This is a genomic window from Paraburkholderia acidiphila (assembly GCF_009789655.1).
GTDB lineage: Bacteria > Pseudomonadota > Gammaproteobacteria > Burkholderiales > Burkholderiaceae > Paraburkholderia > Paraburkholderia acidiphila.
In genome coordinates, this window is record NZ_CP046912.1 from 118,486 (window position 1) to 139,215 (window position 20,730).

The 20,730-nt window shown below is 64.0% G+C and carries 21 protein-coding genes; 6 read left to right on the forward strand and 15 right to left on the reverse strand.

The genetic code is table 11. The features are described 5' to 3' along the window. Window positions 1-130: 130 nt before the first annotated feature. On the forward strand, window positions 131-1,516 hold the full coding sequence (locus tag FAZ97_RS30815; protein WP_233271983.1) for a phospholipase A: 1,386 nt from the start codon (window positions 131-133) through the stop codon (window positions 1,514-1,516). A gap of 43 nt (window positions 1,517-1,559) precedes the next feature. On the opposite strand, the gene FAZ97_RS30820 is transcribed toward FAZ97_RS30815, so the two are convergent. Further along, entirely contained in the window at window positions 1,560-1,937 is a 378-nt protein-coding gene (locus tag FAZ97_RS30820; protein WP_158762577.1) for a VOC family protein, read from the reverse strand. Window positions 1,938-2,109: 172 nt separating this feature from the next. Between FAZ97_RS30820 and FAZ97_RS30825 the strand changes: the two genes are divergently transcribed. Beyond that, window positions 2,110-2,370, forward strand: coding sequence for a DUF2934 domain-containing protein (locus tag FAZ97_RS30825; protein ID WP_158762578.1), 261 nt, complete (start codon window positions 2,110-2,112; stop codon window positions 2,368-2,370). A 73-nt stretch (window positions 2,371-2,443) separates the two neighbouring features. Here the strand turns inward: FAZ97_RS30825 and FAZ97_RS30830 are convergent, their stop codons facing one another. After that, window positions 2,444-2,707: a hypothetical protein gene (locus tag FAZ97_RS30830; protein WP_158762579.1), complete on the reverse strand. Its 264-nt coding sequence runs from the start codon at window positions 2,705-2,707 to the stop codon at window positions 2,444-2,446. A gap of 282 nt (window positions 2,708-2,989) precedes the next feature. On the opposite strand from FAZ97_RS30830, the gene FAZ97_RS30835 reads away from it, so the two are divergent. Then, window positions 2,990-3,778, forward strand: coding sequence for a COG4705 family protein (locus FAZ97_RS30835; RefSeq protein ID WP_158762580.1), 789 nt, complete (start codon window positions 2,990-2,992; stop codon window positions 3,776-3,778). A 23-nt stretch (window positions 3,779-3,801) separates the two neighbouring features. Here FAZ97_RS30835 and FAZ97_RS30840 read toward each other — a convergent pair whose 3' ends face one another. From FAZ97_RS30840 to FAZ97_RS30860, 5 genes are all read right to left on the reverse strand, one after another. Next, window positions 3,802-5,472 carry a tannase/feruloyl esterase family alpha/beta hydrolase gene (locus FAZ97_RS30840; protein WP_158762581.1) on the reverse strand — a complete coding sequence of 557 codons (1,671 nt, stop codon included), beginning with the start codon at window positions 5,470-5,472 and terminating at the stop codon, window positions 3,802-3,804. Beyond that, window positions 5,469-6,584, reverse strand: a complete 1,116-nt coding sequence (gene opgC, locus FAZ97_RS30845; protein ID WP_158762582.1) for an OpgC domain-containing protein — start codon at window positions 6,582-6,584, stop codon at window positions 5,469-5,471. The genes FAZ97_RS30840 and opgC overlap by 4 nt, the downstream gene beginning before the upstream one ends. Window positions 6,585-6,810: 226 nt before the next feature. Next, on the reverse strand, window positions 6,811-7,287 hold the full coding sequence (locus tag FAZ97_RS30850) for a VOC family protein (protein ID WP_158762583.1): 477 nt from the start codon (window positions 7,285-7,287) through the stop codon (window positions 6,811-6,813). A gap of 100 nt (window positions 7,288-7,387) precedes the next feature. After that, window positions 7,388-7,648 (reverse strand): hypothetical protein, encoded by a 261-nt coding sequence (locus FAZ97_RS30855; RefSeq protein ID WP_158762584.1) that lies wholly within the window; start codon window positions 7,646-7,648, stop codon window positions 7,388-7,390. A 124-nt stretch (window positions 7,649-7,772) separates the two neighbouring features. After that, entirely contained in the window at window positions 7,773-8,690 is a 918-nt protein-coding gene (locus tag FAZ97_RS30860; RefSeq protein ID WP_158762585.1) for a helix-turn-helix domain-containing protein, read from the reverse strand. 195 nt (window positions 8,691-8,885) lie between these two features. Between FAZ97_RS30860 and FAZ97_RS30865 the strand changes: the two genes are divergently transcribed. After that, complete coding sequence (locus FAZ97_RS30865; protein WP_158762586.1) at window positions 8,886-9,785, forward strand: DMT family transporter; 900 nt, start codon at window positions 8,886-8,888, stop codon at window positions 9,783-9,785. A 7-nt stretch (window positions 9,786-9,792) separates the two neighbouring features. Here the strand turns inward: FAZ97_RS30865 and FAZ97_RS30870 are convergent, their stop codons facing one another. Beyond that, window positions 9,793-10,641 (reverse strand): hypothetical protein, encoded by an 849-nt coding sequence (locus tag FAZ97_RS30870; protein ID WP_158762587.1) that lies wholly within the window; start codon window positions 10,639-10,641, stop codon window positions 9,793-9,795. A gap of 392 nt (window positions 10,642-11,033) precedes the next feature. Here FAZ97_RS30870 and FAZ97_RS30875 point away from each other — a divergent pair, with 392 nt between their 5' ends. Further along, complete coding sequence (locus tag FAZ97_RS30875; protein ID WP_158762588.1) at window positions 11,034-11,423, forward strand: hypothetical protein; 390 nt, start codon at window positions 11,034-11,036, stop codon at window positions 11,421-11,423. Between the two features lie 49 nt (window positions 11,424-11,472). On the opposite strand, the gene FAZ97_RS30880 is transcribed toward FAZ97_RS30875, so the two are convergent. After that, the gene (locus tag FAZ97_RS30880; RefSeq protein ID WP_158762589.1) at window positions 11,473-12,345 is read right to left on the reverse strand and encodes a LysR family transcriptional regulator; all 873 of its coding nucleotides are present in this window, start codon (window positions 12,343-12,345) and stop codon (window positions 11,473-11,475) included. A 104-nt stretch (window positions 12,346-12,449) separates the two neighbouring features. Between FAZ97_RS30880 and FAZ97_RS30885 the strand changes: the two genes are divergently transcribed. Further along, entirely contained in the window at window positions 12,450-13,523 is a 1,074-nt protein-coding gene (locus FAZ97_RS30885; RefSeq protein ID WP_158762590.1) for an alkene reductase, read from the forward strand. Between the two features lie 75 nt (window positions 13,524-13,598). Here FAZ97_RS30885 and FAZ97_RS30890 read toward each other — a convergent pair whose 3' ends face one another. Genes FAZ97_RS30890 through FAZ97_RS30915 form a run of 6 tightly spaced genes read right to left on the reverse strand, consistent with a single transcriptional unit; the run spans window position 13,599 to window position 20,626 of the window. Then, window positions 13,599-14,762, reverse strand: a complete 1,164-nt coding sequence (locus FAZ97_RS30890; protein ID WP_158762591.1) for an aromatic ring-hydroxylating oxygenase subunit alpha — start codon at window positions 14,760-14,762, stop codon at window positions 13,599-13,601. 9 nt (window positions 14,763-14,771) lie between these two features. Continuing rightward, window positions 14,772-15,545 (reverse strand): siderophore ferric iron reductase, encoded by a 774-nt coding sequence (locus tag FAZ97_RS30895; RefSeq protein ID WP_158762592.1) that lies wholly within the window; start codon window positions 15,543-15,545, stop codon window positions 14,772-14,774. Window positions 15,546-15,547: 2 nt separating this feature from the next. Continuing rightward, window positions 15,548-17,440, reverse strand: coding sequence for an IucA/IucC family protein (locus FAZ97_RS30900; RefSeq protein ID WP_407671940.1), 1,893 nt, complete (start codon window positions 17,438-17,440; stop codon window positions 15,548-15,550). Between the two features lie 21 nt (window positions 17,441-17,461). Then, a complete protein-coding gene (locus tag FAZ97_RS30905) occupies window positions 17,462-18,061 on the reverse strand; it encodes a GNAT family N-acetyltransferase (protein ID WP_158762593.1) in 600 nt (199 codons plus the stop codon). Next, window positions 18,051-19,274, reverse strand: a complete 1,224-nt coding sequence (locus FAZ97_RS30910; RefSeq protein WP_158762594.1) for an MFS transporter — start codon at window positions 19,272-19,274, stop codon at window positions 18,051-18,053. Before FAZ97_RS30910 ends, FAZ97_RS30905 begins: the two co-directional genes overlap by 11 nt. Then, on the reverse strand, window positions 19,271-20,626 hold the full coding sequence (locus FAZ97_RS30915; RefSeq protein ID WP_199272224.1) for a lysine N(6)-hydroxylase/L-ornithine N(5)-oxygenase family protein: 1,356 nt from the start codon (window positions 20,624-20,626) through the stop codon (window positions 19,271-19,273). Before FAZ97_RS30915 ends, FAZ97_RS30910 begins: the two co-directional genes overlap by 4 nt. Between the last annotated feature and the right edge of the window lie 104 nt (window positions 20,627-20,730).

Below are 20,730 nucleotides of genomic sequence, written 5' to 3' on the forward strand. Positions count from 1 at the left end.
CAATTCTGGCGGCCTGTCTGTAACACAAGGGAATAGGGCACGATTCCCGAAAGCACCACGCTTCACTCGTAGAACAGCATCGACTGGATTCGCTGCGCGGCGAATCGTTCTGGCGATAGAAGGAGGCAACGTGGCGAATCCAATTGCAACTTGCAGGGCATCCACCTTACGTTTCGAACCGGGCGTCCGTCGGCCATGGGGAAGGCTGGCGTGCCTCGCGCTGGCCGCGGCCACGCTCGCGGGCTATGTGCCGGCGAGCCGCGCAGCAGTCTCGATCATGCGGCCGCCGCGCGAAGCCAGGTCCGACGAGCCGCTCGTGGTGACGATTGTCTATACGGGCGATGCGCCCTCCGGCACCTCGGTCGACGTGCCTCGCACGTTGAGCATTGCGCTCACCAACGGCGAACAATTGCCGAGGACCGTGCTGCTCACGCGCGATGCCGGTGCGCCCGAGCACGTGCGGCTCGCGGCCGGCGAAATGAAGGCGGTGAGCTATCGCGCGCCGTGGCCCGAGTGGGCGCGCGGCGCCGTGAGAGTGGATGTGCCGGGCGTGGACGTGTCGCCGTCGGTCGTTATCCTGACGCGCAAGCCGCACGAGGCGATGGCGAATGCGGCCACGCCGGCATCGGCGACCGCACCTGCGCCGGTGGCGGCAGCGGTTGCGCCCGCATCGACCCCGCTCGCCATCGTGCCGGCCGATGGCCCGATGGCCGGCAACGAATCGCTCGCCGCGCAAATGCCGCCCTCGACGGTGAAGCCAACGAACTCGCTCGTGCCCGATTTGACCACCATGATCACGGGCCGCTTTTCGTTTTACCAGCCGAATTATTTCGCGGACGGCTTTGCCTCGAACGACAACGATCTCGCGAAATTCCAGGTCAGCTTCAAATTCCGCTTTGTGTTGCCGGACGATCCGCGCTCGCGAGGTTTCGTCGACAACCTTTATTTCGCGTATACGCAAACCTCCCTGTGGGACATCAACGAGTATTCCGCGCCGTTCCGCGATACGAGCTATATGCCCGCGCTGTTCTATTACCTCGAGGACACCGGCTGGCGGTCGAAATGGTTCACCCGCATGGGGATCGAGGCGGGCTACGAGCACGATTCGAACGGAGAGGACGGACCGGAGTCGCGCGGGCTCGATTATTTCTACGTGAAGCCGATCTGGGACTTCGGCGACATCAATGCGAACCACCTGACCGTCGCACCGAAGATCTATGGGTACACGCACATCGCAGGGGAGAACTCGAATATTGCCGACTATCGCGGCTACGTCGATTTGCTGATCAAGTACGGCAGCCCGGATGGCTGGCAACTCGCCACCACGCTGAGAAAGGGCACGAAATCGTGGTATGGCAGCGTCGATGCGCAATTCACATACCCGCTCGCCAAACTGTTCGGCAATGCCTGGGGCGGGTACTTGTGGATCGGCTATTTCAACGGCTATGGCGAGGACCTTCTCGACTACAACCAGCACCGCTGGGCGGCGCGTATCGGTTTCGCCCTGTCGCGTTGATTCAGCGTACGGATGTTATGAAACGCCCGTTATCGCGCGTGGGTCAGGCCATGGACTGACCCACGACGAACCGGTGGCCGTCCGGCGTCGCGACGGTGCATTCACGCATGCCATACGGACGATCGACCGGAGGCTGCAGTACGATGGCCCCTTTTTGCGCGATTTCGTCGTGCAGCGCATTCACGTCGTCGACTTCCAGATAGCCGAAATAGCTGTGATCGCCCGTTGCCGCCGGCGGCAGCGCATCGGGGCAATGGCCGAGCATGATGCGCACGCCGCCCCTCGCGACGAGGCGCCAGTCGGTCGCATCGGCCCAATCCACGCGAAAGCCGAGCACGTCGCGAAAGTACGCGGTGTTGCGATCGAGGTCCTGAACGGCAAGCACAAAAGCGAAGGGCCGTAGCGTGTTGGTGTCGGTCATCAGCGTTTTTCCTCAGCAGGGATTCGACGGTAGTGGCGTGAGTATGATGCACGCAACGGGCATCGTGTTTGCTCGTTGCGTGTTTGCTCGTTGCACCGGCAGCGCGTCAGCCGCAGCCGCGGTTCTGGCCGGTTGCAACGCTGCTCGCGCACACCACATTGGAGGAATGACCATGAATGACGAACGGGAAGAGCGCATCCGCAAACGCGCCTATCAACTTTGGGAAGATGACGGCGCGCCCGAAGGCCGGGCGGACGAATACTGGGGCCGCGCCGAAAAACAGGTTGCCGCCGAATACGATGTAGAAGGAGACAGGCCGAACAACGCCAGCGATCAGGCCGGCAAGCGACGGCATGCCGGTGAACCCCTGCAGGAAAGCGACACCTTGCCGCCGAACGAACTGGCGCGGGACAAGCGGCGCGGCGGCGTGTGAATAAGCCTGTAAAGACGCGTGCAAAAACGCGATTGGGCCGCGCTTCAGACCATCGCGGCGATCGGCTTACGCATCAATGATGCGCGAACAGATCGCTGCGGTCCTCGTGTGACATCAGCGCGGCATGGCGCGATGTTTGCGCCATAGAGGCGTTCGAGGTGCCCGAGTTTCCCATTCCGTAGCCGGAATCGTCGGGGCGTTGCGTGTTCGCGTGCTGCGGATCGGTCTGTTGCTGGATCTGCGTGCGTTGTATCGGGTAGTCGCCACCCTGCGCGAAGGCGACGGGGGACAGGACGACGCCGAGCGAGACAATAGCAGTAGCAAGTACAAGTTTCATGATGCTGACTCCATACGGTAAAAATAACTTCGGATTGCTAATGAATGAGCGAGATTTCAATAACGTCATTCAACATCGCGCCGCCCGGCTGTCACAGATTGCCACGACGCATGTGTCCAGATTACGCAGCCAACCTTAGAGCTTGCTTATGCACGAGCAATGGGCACGAACAACAGCGCAAGGCTTGCGCGTATCGCGTCGTGGTTAAGGCTTAGTTAAGCAACGGCGGCATATAGTGCGAGGCTATATCGTTCCGCCCCTCATGCGGCGCAAGGAGGATTCATGTCTACCATTACGCGAAGTTTCGTCGACGAAGCGCTCAGCAAGGTCCCCGCCGTGACATTCGGCTTCTGGATCATCAAGATTGCTTGCACCACGCTCGGCGAAACTGGCGGCGACTGGGTGACGATGTCGCTGAACCTGGGCTATCTGGCCGGCACGCTGATTTTCCTGGCATGTTTCGTCGTGCTGGTGTCGGCGCAGATCCGCGCACAGCGCTTCTACCCCTGGCTCTATTGGGCGACTATCGTCGCCACGACCACCCTCGGCACGACGCTCGCCGACTTCTGCGACCGCTCGCTCGGCGTGGGCTATCCCGGCGGCGTGTCGATCATTTTGCTGCTGCTCGTGGCCAGCCTCGCGCTCTGGTATCGCGTAGAAGGCACGGTTTCGATCGAGAGCGTCGCGACGCCGCGCGTCGAGTGGTTTTACTGGATTACGATCCTGTTTTCCCAAACGCTCGGCACGGCGCTGGGCGACTGGGTGGCGGGCGAGGATCGTGGCGGCCTGGGCGTCGGCTACGAATTCGGCGCCGCGATCTTTGGCGCGAGCCTCGTGATCGTGGGCCTGCTGTGGTTGTGGCCGCGCGTTTCGCGCACGGCGCTCTTCTGGTTCGCGTTCGTGCTCACGCGTCCGCTAGGCGCGACGCTGGGCGACCTGCTCGACAAGCCGGTGGCCGATGGCGGCCTGCAGTTCAGCCGGCTATATGCATCCGTGCTGCTGGTGATCTTTATCGTCGGCTGCATCGTGGTGTTGCCGCAGCGTGCCGCGCGCCGGGCTCAGAACGCGTAGCGAACAGCGTTGCGCATGGCTCGCTATGGCATCACGCACGTGAAATTGGCCGCGAGATTCAGATTGCCACGGCCTAGATAGCGCGGGAACGCGGGGTAGCGGCACAGCGGCCGCGTGCGGCCGTTCGTGGCCTGCGCGATGTCGGTCGCGAACAGCGTTTGCGGCGCGCTGCCGTGCGTGACCCAATCGTCGAGCGCGCCGAGCAGATCGACGGAGGGAATGAACACGCCGTTGCCGTGCTGGTAACCCGGCACCATGTAAAGCCGCATGAAACTGTCCACGCGCGCTTCGCCGTAGCGCTCGATCAGCCCCTGGTAATACGCGATCGTCTGGTTCGGGCTGATCACCTCGTCGGCGAGTCCCTGCAAGGTGATGAGCTTGCCGCCGCGCGCGAGGTAGCGCGAGACGTCCGGATTCATCGCGCCGATCGTGGTCGACAGCGTGAAAAGCCGCTCCTGGTAGCGGCCGGGATGCATCACGTCGAAGTTCGTCGAGTCGAACGTCGGGTCGTGCGTGATGAAATACTTGAGGTAGGCATCCCCCTGCGCGTACAGGTAGCCGTTGGTCACGAAGCCCAGTTGCGCGAGGCGCTGCGGCGAATGCGCGAGGCCCAGCATGCTCGTGAAGCGTGTGCCCTGGAAGACGTTGTAGCCGCGATAGCTGTCCGCGCCCCAGGCGAGCGCATAAGGCAGGCGCAGGCCGTCGCGCAGGCTCGCGAGCGTCGCGATCTGCGGCGGCGTGAGGCAGTCGTCAGGGGCGGCATGCTGGCGATCCGGCTGGTCCTGCGAGGCGCAACGCAGCGAGTCGATGATCTCGGGCTCTTTCTCGCGGCAACGCTCGACGTCGCTGATGAGGCCGTCCGCGGCGCCGTCGAGTGCATCGCACACCTGCATCGTGCGCGCGTACACGTGCTCCAGCAGTTGCGGCGAAAGATAGCCGCCCGGCGTGCGGTATTCGCGCTGGCCCACCACCACGCCTGTCAAGCGCACGCCCGAAAAATTCAGCGCGGGCGAATTCGCGATCACGCCGTCGTAGTCGTCGGGATAGCGCTGGATCACGGTGTAGCCTTCGCGGCCGCCCGTCGAGCCGCCTGCGAAATACATGTGCTCCGGCGGCCGCCCGTAGCCGAGCGTGATCAGTGCGAGGGCAACGTCATGCGCCTTCTTCAAATGGGCGTAGCCAAAGTTCGTCACGGCTTCTTCAAGCAGTCCGAAGTTCGCCTCCGACGACGTGCCGTTGTGGCCTGAGTCGTCGCCGAAGGTCGCATAGCCGCGCGCGAGCGGCGCGCGGTCGGGCGAGAAGGGCATCGGGCCGGTTCCCGTCACGAGCGCGCCGCTGTAGCCGCCGCCGCCAAACTGCAGCGCGCGGCCGTTCCAGCGGCCCGGCAGGTTCACTTCGAAGCGGATGTCCGGCGTGCCGGCGCTCTGGGCGCGTATCACGCCGGTCAAGCGGCAGAAGTCGCCGTTGAGATTGCCTGTGGCGGTCGCGGGGATCATCGCGGCGCTCTGCACGAGCGCCCCATTGGTGGGCAAGCCGATGCTCGCGGGCGGCAGCAGCGCGCCGGCAAGGTCGACGCAGTGCAGCGGCTGCGCAGGCGTGTGCTGAGCGAAGGCGCGACCGCTGGCGATGAGCGTGAGCGTGGCGACGGCGATCGCCTTGAGGGATGCGCGTGCGTGCTTGCCCCGTCGCCTCATCCGCAGCGGGCTCCGTTGACGCTCTCGCGAACCTTCCCCTTCTGGCGGCCGAGCGTGCCGCGCCAGGCTCGGGCGAGCATGAGCGTCGCGCCGATCGCGACCATGTCGCCGGCCAGCGCCGCGCCGAACGCCGCCGCGCCGTGCAGCGCGTGAGGCGTGGCGGTGTCGACGATCACCGAGATCAGCGTGCCGCCGACGAAACAGACGAGCCCCGTACGGCCCACGGTCACGACGGCGGGCAGGCGCGCGGCGATCCGCGCGATGGTCCCGCGATGAACGAAATACGCCGCCACCATGGCAATGCCGATGAAGTTGACGACACGCCCGAAGGCGAGATGCTGTTTCATGTCACCAGGCATGGGTTGAACCAGAACGAACCATTTAAGCGCCGCGAACAGCACCATGGCGGCGAACGCGAATCGCACCAGCCAGCGCGCGGTTTGCGAGGTCTTGAAACCGGGCGGAACCGGGTGCAGCCGGCACAGCATGCCGAATACGAACATCAACTGCCATGCAAACGGGTCGAACGGCCAGTTCGCGAACGTGCTCGCGCCGACAAACGCGGCGAGCAGCGGCGCGAAGGCCCAGAGCAGCAAACTGCAGGACAGCGTGCAGAGCGGCGCGCGGCGCGCGAAGGGCACCGCAGCCGGCACGCACAGCGCAAATATGACATACATCGGCAGCACGCTCGACAGCCAGGGCTGACGCGCGAGCAACACGACGTGCATAGTCTCGCGCACGGGATGCGTGGCGAACGACGCCCAACCGCTCAACTCGGCGGCGGCGGGGTTCAGGTGCAAGAGCGCGAGCAGTGCACCCGAGACGAGCGTGAGCAGGGCGGTCAGCAGATAGGCCCGGTAGATTTCCCAGCTGCGCCGCAGGAACCGCCCTTGCGCCGCGCTCACGCCGCGATGCGCGCGCACGGCCATATAGCCCGCAGCCGACGCATAGCCGCCGAGAAACACGAATACCTCGGCGGAGTCGCATAGCGCGTACGCGTGCAGCATCACATGAGACAAGGCGCTGCCCGGAATGTGATCGAGCACGATCACGATCAGCACGACGCCGCGGAAAAAGTCGACTTCGATCGAACGCCCCTGGCGCGACTCCATGGTGCCCTCGCAAGCATCGCGAAAGGCGCCGCTGAGGCTGGCGCCCACCGCTCGATGAATGGCAGGGCGGCAAGTGACGAACTGCGCCGCCGCCCATGTGCGTACGAGGGCATTCCGCAGGTATCGTTCCCTGCTCGCGTCATGGCTGTCGCGCGCGCCATGTTGACGCCATCTGCGTGCCAGCCGCGCAATGACCGCGTGGCGTCCAGGGTGGGCAACGCGCCGCTTACTTCGCGGCGGCGGCGCGCTCGATTGTGGCGATGTCGATCTTGCGCATTTGCATCATCGCTTCCATGGCGCGCTTGCCGGCTTCGCGATCGGCGCCGAAGACGCATTCGAGCAGGCGCTTGGGCGTGATTTGCCACGAAAACCCCCAGCGGTCCTTGCACCAGCCGCAGTCCGATTCCTCACCGCCGTTGCCGACGATGGCGTTCCAGTAGCGGTCGGTTTCTTCCTGGCTATGGGTCTCGACCATGAAGCTCACGGCTTGATTCGCCTGGAAGTTGGGGCCGCCGTTCAGGCCCACGTAGCGCCGGCCGAGCACCGTGAATTCGACGATCAGTTCCGCCCCCGCGCCGATGCCCGGTATGGGGGAAGCATGGCCTGCCACGACATGGCTGTCCGGAAACGTCGCGGCGTAGAACTCCGCCGCTTCGCGCGCTCTGCCTTCATCGAACCACAGGCAAGTCACAAGCTCCGTCATTACGATCTCCTTCGAGAAGTGCGCCGCCTTGCCGGCGCGTGGCGTTCATTGTGACAAAGCCTCGCGCGCGTGTGGGATTATTGCTGATTGAACATGGCGGCTAGTTGATGCATTGCAAGATGGCGAGTGACGTGGCAGTGAGCGAATCTGCCTTGTTGTGCGTGGCAGGTAATTCGGACTGCGATGCAATGCACAGCGCGAAATTGGCGCGGGTGCTGCTGGGGGCGAGCAGCAGCGCAAGCAGTAACGCCATCACCGCCGCAAAGAGAATGGCGCTGCCGCGCAAGACTGCGCGCAGGGCAGGCGACAACGGAAACGCGGCGCTAACGCGCGAAGTCTGTTCGACGATGGTTCGGAACATGACGGGCTCTTGTCGGTGAACGTCGAGGGCATGACGTCACGATAGGCAGGCCCATTGGCCGCGACAAGACCCAGCGGCGCGTCAAAACATGGAGCCATGCGCGGCAGGATCGAGGCGCACAAGACTACTTCAGGAATGCTTGACGATAGATATTCGGCGCGGCGCCGAATGCATCGCGAAAGCGATGGCTGAAGTGGCTCGCGTTCGCGTACCCGCACTCGGCTGCGATCTGCGCGAGCGGCAGCGCGGTCGTGCGCAGCAGCAGGCGGGCGCGCTCGAGCCGCTGAGCCGCAATCCATGCATGCGGCGGTTGGCCAAACGAGGCGCGGAACATGCGTGCGAGATGGTATTCGGACAGGCATGCCACATCGGCGAGTGCGCCGAGCGTGAGGGTCTCGCCCAGATGGGCGTCGATGTAGTCGCGCAGGCGCCGCCGCGTCGACACGGCGAGACCGCCCTTGAGGGCCGCGCCCGGCCGCCGTACGCCCTGACTCTGCAGCAGCAGGCTCAGCACTTCATGCGCCGTTGCGTTGCTGCGCAGGAGCCCCTCGGGATCGGCCCAGTCCTCGTTGGCCAGCGCCTGGCACAGCACGGCAATCCGCTCGTCTTCGAAATAGGTGCGGTCCGCCAGCGTGAGTTCGCGGGGTTCCCGGTCGAGTTCGCGCACCGCGCGCCGCGTGAAGTGCTCGGGCAGGAAATACAGATGCATGAAATGCATGTGGCCACGCACCCACCAGCGCGATTCATGGTCGCCGGGAAGTGCGCAGAGCCGGCTCGGCGCGCCATACACGCCGGGCAGTTTCTGCCGCTCCGTGCGGTAGCCGCCGTCGAGATAGCACGACAGCGTGTGATGCCCCGGCCGCTCGTAGACAGTCTCGGCCTCGCGCGTTTCGCGCGTCCAGACGGCGGCCGCGAACTGGTCGCCGAGCCAGGCGAAGCGCTCGAGCGTCGCATTGGCTGCGCTCAGCGTGCGGCACACCGAATGCAGCCCAAAGGGCGTTTCAGCGAGCGAGGGCGCGGGAAGCGGCACCTGGGCGTTCATGGTAGGAGCGGCGGGCCGCAAGTCGGCGGTGGGGATGTGAAAGCGGTTTTTCGAGGCAGACCTCCAAAGTATACTCGCGCACCCCGCCGTTTGCCGGCGGCGCCCGGCTACAGGCGAGAAATGCGCAATCCTGGACAAGTCCACGCCGCTCCTGTGCGCCAAAGTCGGGGTATCGACTCGAGGTCTTATCCAGCAATGAATCTTTTACTCTACGTACTGACCGTGCTGATCTGGGGCACCACCTGGATCGCGATCAAGTGGCAGCTCGGCGTCGTGCCCGCGCCTGTTTCGATCGCCTGGCGTTTCGGGCTCGCGGCGCTGCTCATGTTCGCGCTGCTGGCCGCAATGCGCCGCCCCATATGGCCGCCTCGCGCGGCATGGCGCTATCTCGTCGCCCAGGGGCTGGCGCTTTTCTGCCTCAATTTCCTGTGCTTTTACTACGCCGAGAACATCGTGCCGAGCGGACTGGTCGCCGTGGTGTTCTCGACCGCGCCGCTTCTGAATTCGATCAACGGGCGCATCTTCATGGGCCGGCCGCTGCAACCCACGGCCGTGGGCGGGGCCGCGCTGGGTCTGATCGGGATCGTGTGCCTTTTTGTGCAGCAGATGGCCGGCCATATCGGCGATCAGACCGCGTGGCTCGGCCTCGCCGTGGCGTTTCTCGGCACGCTGTGCTTTTCCACGGGCAATTTGCTGTCGAGCCGCATGCAGTCGATGGGGCTCAATCCGCTCGTCACGAACGGCTGGGCCATGCTGATCGGCACCGCGGTGCTCGTGGCCGGCAGCGCCTTGGCCGGACTGCCGTTCAGGCTCGACATGGATGCGCGCTACCTCGGCGCGCTGGCCTGGCTCGTCGTGGCGGGTTCGGTGATCGGTTTCACGGCCTACCTGACGCTGGTTGGCCGCATCGGGCCCGAGCGCGCGGCGTATTGCACGGTCTTGTTCCCGATCGTGGCGCTGGCGGTTTCGACGGTCTACGAGGGCTACCACTGGTCCTTGCTTGCCGTTGTCGGCCTGTTGCTGGTCGTCTCGGGCAACCTCGTTGCGTTCGACCTGACGCGGCGGCTGTTCACCCGGCGCGTGGCGGCGTCGTAAGCGGGCTTCAGCGGGCGAGGCCCGTCTTCACGGCATTGGCGTAGCGCCGGTACAGCCAGGCGGAACACGGTGCGCCAAGATAGAGCGAGCCGAAGGCGGTGAGGACGTTGGTGGGCGTGCCGAAGGTGTTGAGCGCGTTGAGCGAAGCGAGGCCCTGGCGCCGCGCGGCAAGCTCGTAGGCCGCGACCGCCGTCCATGCAGCGAGCACTGGCAGCCCGGCGCGGAACTGTGTGGACCAGATGCTCCAGAAGTGCCCACGCGTATCGGCCCAGACGTCGCGTATTTTCAGCTTGCCGCCAATGGCGACGTGCGTATGCAGCAGACTTAGCCGGGTGAGCACGAAACAACTAATGGCTCCGCCAATCAGCCCGAAAGCCGCCCCGACGACCGGTATCAGAATGCGCGCTTCGACAGGGGGGTGATCCAGCGCGGTTTTCGATGTGCGAGCGAGCCAGATCATCAACCCGATGGACAGTCCGACGTACGGCGCCATGGCGAGGCAGCAGATCACCAGCGCGATCAGGACGAATCCCCAGGTGCAGCCAAAAAATCGCCAATAGCTCAGGCGCGAGACCGGTTGTGTATTCGTCGAACCGGTTTCAAGCAGTACGAAGCGTATGGCGTGCATGACGAAGAGCGCAAAAACCGCGCTGTCCACCAATGCGAAGACGCCCAGCGGAGCGTAGGCGAGCAGCCTGAACGGCGGTGTCCTGTCGGGGCGCAGTGCGTCCAGGAGGAACGACGACAGCCACGCGTAGAGTGCAAGCGCAATCGCCAACGCCGGACGGTAGCGCAGGTATCGCCAGCCATCGCGCCACGCGCCCTTCACGCACTGACCAAAAGTGATCGACTCCATTCGAACCCCTCGCGCGTGTTGAGTGTCGCACTCGCCTCGATGCGCCAGACGGCCTTTTATGTGTTGTGCATCATTCGCCGCCAGCCCGGGCGGCCGCGTCGATTGTGACGACCCGCGCTCAGCCCGTATGTGGGATGACGCACCGAGCCTGCACGCGGCTTGATCGATTGCATATCGAATGCCTACATTTTCATTACGAAGCGGCGGCCGGCATAAATTCATCGATTGCGCTAAAGATTCGGCTGTGGCTTGCCGTTAGCCTCGGATGAGCAAATAAATATGATTGCAAACGCGCGGCGTGCCAGCCGCTCCGGGGTTCTGCGAAATCCGTCCAGTGCGTCGCGTGATCTGTGCCGGAAACAAGAACACGATAAAGACGGGAGAGGCCAGTAATGAAGGTTCACGCTAGTGCGCTCACGCTGCTGCATTGGTTGGCGCAACGCGAAAGTGCATCGGTCAGCGAAATGACGGCGTCGGGCTTGATGAGTTCGCGCGAAGCCTCCGATGTCGTTCGCTACGCCATGCGCAATGGCGCTGCCGAGCGCATCAATACCGGTGCGAGTGCGCGAGGAACCGCGCGCTACCGGTCAACCGGCGTGCCTCTGCCGGAGCCCCGCACGTCGCCGGCAGGTGCGTCGTTTGACGGCTTGTTGAGTGCATGGGGAATCACGCAAGAGCCCCCCGAGCTTCCCGCAGTGCGTACGCGCGTGTATCAGATCGAAGATAACGGTCAGGACAATCGCGGTGCGAATCGCCTCGTCAAACCCAAGCTCAATGGTTGAAAGTCGCTGAGACCCCATCGGCCTGCGTCACACGTCCTCGGCTGGCGCGCTAACGCGCCAGCCGCTCGCGAAGAAACTCGATGAAGCGCTGCGTCTTCGCCGGCAGCAGGCGCGTTTCCGTCATAGCGTAGACCGGCGTAGGCGTGCCACGCCAGTGCGGCAGAATCCGCCGCAACGTCCCGCTGGCCACCTCGTCGGCGACGATTTCTTCCGGCAACAGCACGATGCCCATATCGAGGGTGGCAAGGCGGCGGATCATGCCGACGCTGTTGAGCGCGAACCGCCCACTCACCGCAACGGTGCTCGCGCGCTTTGCGTCGTGCAAGGTCCACGTGCCGGTCTTCAGGATGCCAAGGCATTCATGGTGCTCCAGGTCGGCCGGTTTGGCTGGCTCGCCCGCGCGTGCGAGATAGCCCGGGGAGGCATACAGGTAAGGCGTGAGCGACGCCAGCAGACGCGCAATGAGTTGCGAGCTCTCGGACTTTCCCATGCGGATCGCCACGTCGAACGGGTCGCTCACCAGATCGACACGCCGCGGATTCAGTTCGAAATCGAACGAGATGGCGGGGTACAGGCCCGCGAATTCGGCGATCAAGGGCGCGAGATAGGTGACGGCGAAATCGACCGGAAACGAGGCCCGCAGCACGCCGCTGGGCTGCGCGACCATGTCGCCTAGCTGCTCGTGCGCGAGGCGCGCTTCATCGACAATGCGTTTGCAGCGCTCGAAGTAGATCTGGCCCGCTTCGGTCAACTCGATCTTGCGCGTCGTGCGATGCAAGAGGCGCAAGCCGATTGCCTTCTCCAGGCCGCTGATGCGGCGCGAGAGGGTGGAGTTCGGCATGCCCGTGGCCTCTGCGGCACTGCGAAACCCCTTGGCTTTGACGACCTCCACGAACAAGGCCATGTCGTTCAGTAACTCCACCTTGACTGCTCCATCAACGGATCAATGTTATCCAAATTACCATATTTATCCCAGCTGTGAAGCAGGCGATGATGTGTCTATTCAAACCAGTCGAGGTGATCATCATGAGCAAGCTTTTCGAGTCCGTGCGCGTTGGGCGTTACACGCTGTCAAACCGTCTGGTCATGGCTCCCATGACGCGCTCGCGCGCGCAGGCCGACGGCACGCCCGGAGAACTGGCCGCCGAGTATTACGCCCAGCGCGCGAGCGTTGGATTGATCGTCACCGAAGGCACGCAGCCTTCTGAAGACGGGCAGGGCTACCTCACCACCCCGGGCATTTATAGCGACGCCCACGTCGCCGGGTGGAAAAAGGTCGCCTCGGCCGTGCATGCGCGAGGCGGCCATCTCTTCATTCAACTGATGCACGCGGGCCGCATGTCGCATCCCGACAATACGCGGCACCATCGCGCGGGCGTCGCGCCTTCCGCCATCGCGCCGGGCGCGGGCATGTTCACGGCCGGCGGCATGCAGGACATTCCCGTGCCGCGTGCCCTGCGCACCGCGGAAATCCGCCAGACGGTAGAGGACTTCCGCGCTGCGGCCCGCCGCGCGGTCGATGCCGGCGCCGACGGCGTCGAAATCCACGGTGCGAATGCCTATCTGGTTCAGCAATTCTTCGCGCCGAGCGCCAATACGCGCACCGACGAATACGGCGGTTCGATGGAAAACCGCGCCCGCTTTGCGCTCGAAGTCGCGGGCGCCATTGCCGCGGAAATCGGCGCGGACCGTACGGCCATCCGGCTCTCGCCGGGCACGACCCTGTGGGGTATCGACGAAGGCGCGCAAGGCCCCGACCTTTACCGCTATCTGGTCGCCGAACTCGACAAGCGGGGTCTTGCTTATCTGCACATCGCGCATCAGGGCGACGAGGCGTTGCTGGCGGACATTCGCAAGCTGTGGAAGGGTGCGTTGATCGTGAACCGGGCTGGCCGCGCGCGCGAGCAGATTGGCGACGATGTGGCGACGGGACTCGCGGATCTGGAGTCCTACGGTCAGATGGTGCTGGCGAATCCGGATTTCGTCACCCGCCTGCAGCGCAACGCGGCGATGAACGCGGCGGATCGCAACGGCTTCTTTGGTGGCGCTGCGCAAGGCTATACGGATTATCCGAGTTTGAGCGAGGCGGCGGGCGCGTAACGCGGGGAGCAAGGGGCAAGCGTTTGATCGGCCGCGCCTTTGCGAAACCGCGCGCCTCGCGCGGTTTCGCACGGCTCACGCGAGCGGTCCCGCAAGCGCGCGCCGGTACCACGCATGAAAATGCCGCATGCCGTCTTCTAGCGGCGACTGATAGGGCCCGGCGTCGCTGACGCCGCGCCGGTTCAGCCGCAGACGTCCGGCGTCCATGCGTTCTGCGATCTCGTCGTCCTCGATCATCGTTTCCAGATACGCGGCGCGCTGCGCCTCGATGAATTCGCGCTCGAATGCCGCGATCTCCTCGGGGTAATGGAACTCCACCACGTTGAGCGTTTCCTGCGGGCTCTTCGGATAGAGCGTCGAGACCACGAGCACGTGCGGGTAGAGCTCGATCATCTGAGTCGGAAAATACGCGAGCCAGATGGCGCCGAACTCGGGCGCCGCGCCGCCGCGATACTCGAGCAGCCTGTCGTGCCACGCGCGATAGATTTCCGAACCCGGTTGCGCAAGCGCGGCGTGCACGCCCACGCGTTGCAGGCTGTACGTATCGGCGAATTCCCAGTCGAGCGTTTCGCAGGTCACGAAGCGCCCGAGTCCAGGGTGGAATGGCGCGACGTGATAGTCCTCCAGATAGACTTCGATAAAGGTCTTCCAGTTGTACCGGCAGGTATGCGTTTCGACGTGATCGAGAACGTAGCCGGAGAAGTCGAACTCGGGGCGCACAAACACGCGCGCCATGTCGCGCGCGGGTTCGCGTGGACCCTCATAGAGCAGTCCGTAGCAATTTCGGAGTTCGAATCGTTCCAGATTGCGGCAGGGTTTGCGCTCGAACTCGGGCGCGCCGATCAGTTCGCCGCCAGGGGCGTATGTCCAGCGATGCAACGGACACACGATGTTGCCGCCACTTGCGGCAAGGTTGCCTTGAGCAGGGGCGCTGACGTTGCCAGCCGTGCCGCCCAGCATGAGCGCCTGCCGGTGGCGGCACACGTTCGAAAGCAGCTGCACGCCATGCTCGCCGCGCACCAGCACGCGGCCGCCTTCGTCCTGCGGCAGGTGCCGCCAGTCGCCGCGCCCGGGCACCGACTGTTCGTGGCCCACGTATCGCGCCGAATGCGCGAAGATACGCGCCATCTCGCGCTCGAACAGCCCCTCGTCGAAATAGGCGCTCGCGGGCAACTGCGCGTGCGCCTCCTGCGTATCGGGCGGCAGCGCAAGATGCGCGAGGTCACTGATATCGTTCATCGGTCGGTTTCATCCTGTTTCGTGCTGCGCGTTCAGGCGCACGATGCGTTCATGTTTGTCGAGCCGCGGGCAGGTGCTGCAGAGTTCGCCGTCGCGGCGGCGGTAGTGGTAGCAGCAGGTGCGGCGCTCGAGCGCCAATGCACGCGCGCCGTCCGTGCGCGAGAACGCGAAATAGCCTGAGTGACCCTGCAGACCGAGCGCCGCGAGCCACTGCCGCCCATGTTCCTCGACCTGCGCGTCGCTCCATTCTGGCCGCGCCTTGCGTGCCGCAAGGAGTGCGGCGAGCACCACGTCGGCCTGCGTGCCGCGCACGGATGCCGGGTTCAGACGGATCACCGGCATTAGCTCGTCTTGCATCTGCTCGCTGCACGAAGCGATTTCGCGCGCGGCGTGAGCGATCAACGCGTGCGTGTCGTCTTGCGCCGGTTCGTGATCGCGTAGGTGGACCGCGTGAGTCCAGCCGTCGGCAATCGGCTGTGCAATGTCTCGCAGTGACAGCGATACACGCGAGGCATGGACCCCGATCACGCTCAAATAGAGCGGTTGCCAGATCAGAATGCCCCAGCAGCGCAACGACCAGTAGGGGCGGCCCGCCTCGGGATAGGTGCGCGACCAGTAGTCGAGCATCGCTTCGAGGGCGGCGCGATTGGACTCGCCGCCTTGCGGCGCCGGGCGCGTATGCACGAGCCCCTGCGCAGGGCGCGCTGCCACCACGCCCCTCAACCCCGGCACGAGCCGCGCGGCGAGACGCAGCATGTCGTCGAGCGCACGGTTCGCCGCCATGCTTACGCCGCGACCGCTTCGGCGCTCATGCCATTGGCGTGCGCGGCGTCTTGCAGCGCGCCGCGCCTGCCCGCGAGCGGATTGCGCAGATTGCCCGCCATCTTCAGGTTGCCAGCGGGATCGGCGAGATTGACCATCTGCAGGTTGTTGCCCAGTTGCAGACGGTTCAGGCACGAGTGCAGGAACTCCGGCGCGAAGAGGTCGTATTCGGAGTATTTGGCTGCCCGTTGTGGGTGCGCTTCCTGATAGCGCGCGACGCAGCGCGCCACCGTGTTCCAGAACACCTCTTCCGTGCAGCAACCGTGCTCGACGAGGACCTGATTCATGTAGCGGAAAAAGCCGTCGAACACGTCGATGAAGATCGCGAGCAGCTTGACGCGTTCGGGCACGTCCACGGCCAGGCGCTTGACGTTTTCCGGAAGCTGCGCGTCCTTGTTGAGGATGGCCGACTCTTCGGCGATGTCCTTCATGATCGCGCGCACGGGCACATGATTTTCGAGCACGAGGATGAGATTCTCGCCATGCGGCATGAACACGAGATCGTGCGCGTAGAAGCAATGAACGAGCGGCGCGAGATATGCCTCCATGTACCGTTCGAGCCACGCCTGCGCCGTGAGCCCCGAAGCCTCGATCAGCGCGGGCAGGAGCGCGTCGCCATGGCGGTCCGTATGCAGCAGTGCGGCCATGGTCATGAGCCGCTGGCCCTGTCTCGCGAGATTCAGCGGATTCTCGCGCCAGAGCGCCGAAAACATCTTCTTGTAGGGGCTATCCGCCTGTACGGCACCCTCGTAATAGCGGTTGCGAAAGCCGATGGACGCGACTTCACGCAGGATAGTGAACCCTTTGTCCCGCAGATATGGATCGCTCGCCACCAGGCCCTTGATGTAGTCGTTAATGGCGGGCGTCCCCGACATGTAGTACGGCGAGAGTCCGCGCATGAAGCCCATGTTGAGAATCGAGAGCGACGTTTTCACATAACGCTTCGAACGATCCGAGAGATTGAAGAACGTGCGGATCGACTGCTGGGCTGAATAGCGGTCGTCGCCGTAGCCGAGGCAGATGATGCGCTGGGTCGCGACATAGCTGGCAAACGCGATCGAAAGCTTGTTGAACCACTGCCACGGGTGCGCCGGCATCAGCCGATAGTCGGCGAAGTCCACGCCGCGCGCTTCGACCGTCGAGCGAAAGCGCGCAATGGTCTCCACGCTCAGTTCTTCTTCCATGAGTTGTTCGTAGTCGAGGTCGGCGGCGCTGTGGAACGCGGCGTTCTCCTTGTGCACCGCGAGCCAGACGATCTGGATGGGCGAACCGGCCTCGGGCGCGAACGCGCGATAATCGCCTGCATCGAAGCCTAGCCGCCCGTTGTTGGCGACGAAGCCGGGATGCCCCTCGCTCATCGCGGTTTCGATCGCCTGGAAGTCGGCGTTCAGGAGTTCGGGCGTGTTCGGGCCATCCTTCACGGCCTTGTAGGCTGCGCCATAGAGCGTGCTGCTGATTTCGTCGAGGTAGATGGGCAGCATTTCCTCCCTGATGCCAAGCCGCGCTTTCACGTCGAGAATGAAAGCGAGTGCATCGAGCGGTTCAGGCGCGCCGTCCTGCGAGCACACGATCGTTTCGGCACGAATGCTCCAGTGCCGCAGTGCGAGCAGGCGCGCGTCGAACGTGTAGACGCGCGTGCCGTCGTCGGATTCCAGCGTATAGCGGTCGTAATGCTCGCCGGGGGCGTCGCCCACGCGCTGTGGCTCGACGATCAACTCGTGCGCATACTCGGCAATGGCCTTGCGTACCAGCATGCGGTTCGCGCGCTGCCAGACTTCGGGGGTGAGGTGGGCGGCGGCCTCGTGGGGCGTGAGGAGAACGTGTTGCATGGAGCCTTGGGTTGCGATGTGATTCATGATGCGATTTCCTTTTATAACTTAGTGATCCTGCATAATGGCGGTGTAAAAATCAGCTCGTGTACAAAACGCGAGCGAGGCGATCTTTTCGTGGAAAGCGACGTCCTTCGTGTATACGAAGCCCATCGCACGGTTCAGGGCGTGTATGCGTGCGTTGCGCGCATCGGGCTCGACGACTATGCGTTCAGCGCCAAGGCGCTCGAACAGAAACGCCATGAGTGTTTCGAACACGTGGCGCGTATAGCCGGATCTGCGTGTAGCAGCGGGCCCGACGAACAGGTGCATGCCGAGGTCGCCTGCGCGCACGTCGTAGTGTTCGCCGATTTCTTCGTGCGCCGGGTCGTAGCTTTCGAACAGGAAGGCGGGCACGCCATCGTGCAGCCCGAGCCAGGCGCGCGCGTGCCCCGAGTCCTCGATCGCCTGATAGAACGCGGCCACGTCCGCCACGCTCTTGTCGCGCATGTTCCAGAATGCCGCGCGTTCTTCGATGAACCAGCGGTGCAGCGTGGGCGCGTCGCGTTGCGCATCGAGAGCGCGGATATGGAAGGCCTCGGGTCTCGCGATGCGTGCAGCCGCGGCATGACGCAACGCGACTTCGTCGGCAGCGATTTCAGTTCGCACGAGCGGTGACTCCTGTTTCGGCAATCGGGTTGGGAAGGGCGGCGCTTTGGACGCGAGGGCGGGCGAGCAGCCAGACGCTCGCAAGCGCCGTGACAACGAGGCCCGCGGAGGCGATGAAGAAAGGCGCGCGCAAACCGGCTTCGTCGACAATGGCGCCGGCCGCGAACGAGGCCAGCAGTACGCCCAGGTTCTGGAAAAAGTTGATGACGCTGTAGTCGGCGGCATAGGAGGCGGGCGTGCTCAGTGCGAACATCGTCACGTCGAGCTTCACGACGATCTGGAACAGCGCCCAGCCGAACATCACGCGACCCACCACGATCCACAGCGGCGCCTCCACGCCTTGCAGCAGCATGCCGGCAGTGCACAGCAGCAGGTTCGCGAGCATGTGGTCGGGCACGCGCTTGCCCTGCGCGGCGAGGCGCTTGTTCAGGCGCAGCGCAACGAGCGCGACCATGCCGGGAATCGCGAACACGAGCCCCGGAACCAGCTCGCCGGGTGCGTGCGTGACCGCTTGCCAGTACGACGCCATGAACGGCCGGATGAGATAGACGCAAAAGTCGAAGGCGAGCATGAGCACGGCGAGGCGCAGGATCGGCATGCGCGCACGCAGGCTCGGTCTTGGCTGTGCTTCGTCGGCGCTCCCCGCGAACCGGCAGCGTCGTGCGATGCCATGCGTGCGGATCAACGAAAGGCAGATCGCCATTTGCACGAAGTCGCCGGCGGCCATCGCGAAGATGCAGTGATGCGCGTCCCAGAACTGCATGACGAAGCCGCCCGCCACCGCGCCCGCAATCGCGCCGAAGTGCACGACAACCGAAAGCACGCCGATGGTATGCGCGTGCGATTCCTTCGCTTCGAGCCGCATCATGTACGGGTACATCAGCAGATAGCTGCTTTTGCACATGAACATCGCGAGCGAGAGCACCCAGAAGAGCGCCACGGTAGGCGCGAAATAGCTGGCTACCGAAAACACGCCAGCGGCGCACTGCGTGTAGACGAGCAGATGCATGGCGTCGAGGCGTTTCGCCATGCGCGCCCAGAGCGGCAGCGTGAACATCACGACGATCGAGATGAACGCCACATAGGCGCCCGCGTGGACAGGACTCGTCACGCCATAGCGCGCCGCGAAGAATTGCGGGTAGAACGGAATCAGGATCGCGTCGCTGATCACGGCAAAGGTCGTCATCAGAATGATGGTGCTGCGCAGCTTCATTGCGCCTCCAGTGGCACTTTCACGAACGCTTCCGTGTCGGGCACGGAGAAGTCCTGCAGCGCGATACGCCGCTCGATCTTGTAGTGTTCGACACCGGTCAGCTCGCGCAGAATGCAGGAGTTGCGATAGCAGCTCATGCCAAGGTCGGGGTTGGTCAGACCGTGGCTGTAGAGCCCCGCGTTTTGCACGAAGATCTCTCGCCCGCTCACGTCGATGGCGTAGTTGCGCGAGAGGCGGTAGCGCCCTTTGTCGTCCCAAGTGATGCGAGCGCGAATGCCGTCGATGAAGCCGGGCACGTTCTGCCCATAGCCGGTCGCGAAGATCGCGCCATCGGTCACATGCGTGTATTGCACGCCCTCGTCGCGCTGCACGAAGCGCAAATGAAAGCGGTCGTCGATACGGTCGTAATGACAGGCGCTCAGCTCGGAATTCGTAATGAGGCGCGCGCTATGGCTGCCGCGGCTGCGCCGGTCGTCGAGCAGGTCGTAAATCTGGTTGATGAGCGAGGCGTTCACGCCCTTGTAAAGACTGTCCTGCTTGGCGATGATGTTTTCGCGCACGCCGTCCGGCAGGTTGTAGAAGTAGTCGATATAGTCGGGCGAGATCATTTCCAGCGTGAGCTTGGTGTTCTCCATCTGGAAGAAACGCGGCGAGCGCGTGATCCACGTGAGCGTGTAGTCGTGCTCGTCGCTCTCCTTGAGCAGGTCGTAGAAGATCTCGGCGGCGCTCTGACCGCTGCCGATCACGGCAATCGAACGCTTTTGCTGCAGCTCGGCTTTGCGCGCGACATAATGCGCGCTATGAATGCAGCGCTCGCGCAGTTCGCCGCAGCACGGCGGCAACTGCGGCACGGAGCCCACGCCGATCACGAGGCGCAGGGCTCGGTGCGTGAACGGCTGGCCGGTGCGCACGTGACGCCCGCTCACCACGTAGTAGCCGTGCTGGGCGTCGTATTCGACATGCTCCACGTTCGAGCCGAACGCGATGCTCGATAGCTGGCTGATGGCCCACTTGCAGTAGCGGTTATATTCGGCGCGGCTCAAATAAAAGCGCTCGCGAATGTAGTACGCATAGAGCTTGCCTTCCTGCTTGCAGTAGTTGAGGAAGCTGAACTTGCTTTTAGGGTCCGCGAGACTCACGAGGTCGGCGAGAAACGGATTTTGCAGCGTGGTGTCGTCGATCAGCATGCCCGGGTGCCAGTCGAAATCCTCGTTGCGTTCGAGGAACAGGCCGCGCAGATCGCGGATTGGGTCGGCGAGGCACGCGAGGCTCAGGTTGAACGGGCCGAGGCCGATCGCCACGAAGTCGAGGACGGGCGAGGGAGGGCCTGGTTTGATATTAGTTGTACTCATGATTGAACTTTCACCTGGTGCGGAAAGAACCATGTCGAGTTACCTCATCGAAGGACGAATACGGCAAAAAAGGCTCACGAGGCGCAACCGCGCAACCGTTTGCG